This is a genomic window from Acetobacter syzygii (assembly GCF_000964225.1).
Classification (GTDB): domain Bacteria; phylum Pseudomonadota; class Alphaproteobacteria; order Acetobacterales; family Acetobacteraceae; genus Acetobacter; species Acetobacter syzygii.
In genome coordinates, this window is sequence record NZ_BAMZ01000088.1 from 1 (window position 1) to 353 (window position 353).

Consider the following 353-nt stretch of genomic DNA (forward strand, 5'->3'; position numbering starts at 1 on the left):
GCGCTGATGTTGAAGATCCCGCCCTTGAGACCGATCAGCTTTTCCAGATCAACGGTCAGGGTTGGCATGGTCATGCCATCGTAAGCCGGGCCAGTGCCCGAGCCACTGGCACCATCATTGCCAGAGGCGGTGCCTCCCGTTGTGTTGCCCCACAGCTCATCCACTTCCTGAATATCAAAGCTGATACCGTGGCGGGCCATCCAGTCGCGCGCGCCCCACATGTTGCCCAGCAGGTGGTCGCTCAGGTCGGGGTGGTCCCCATCAGATTTGGCAGCCGCCGCTTCCGCTGCCCGCATGGAATCCCGCACCGTGGCCGGGTCCACCTCGGAGACCAGTGGGCCGGAATTGCCCAG

1 pseudogene is annotated in these 353 nt (G+C 63.5%); it reads right to left on the reverse strand.

The features are described from left to right. Positions 1–353: pseudogene (locus tag Absy_RS12560) on the reverse strand (carbohydrate porin); the annotation flags it as partial.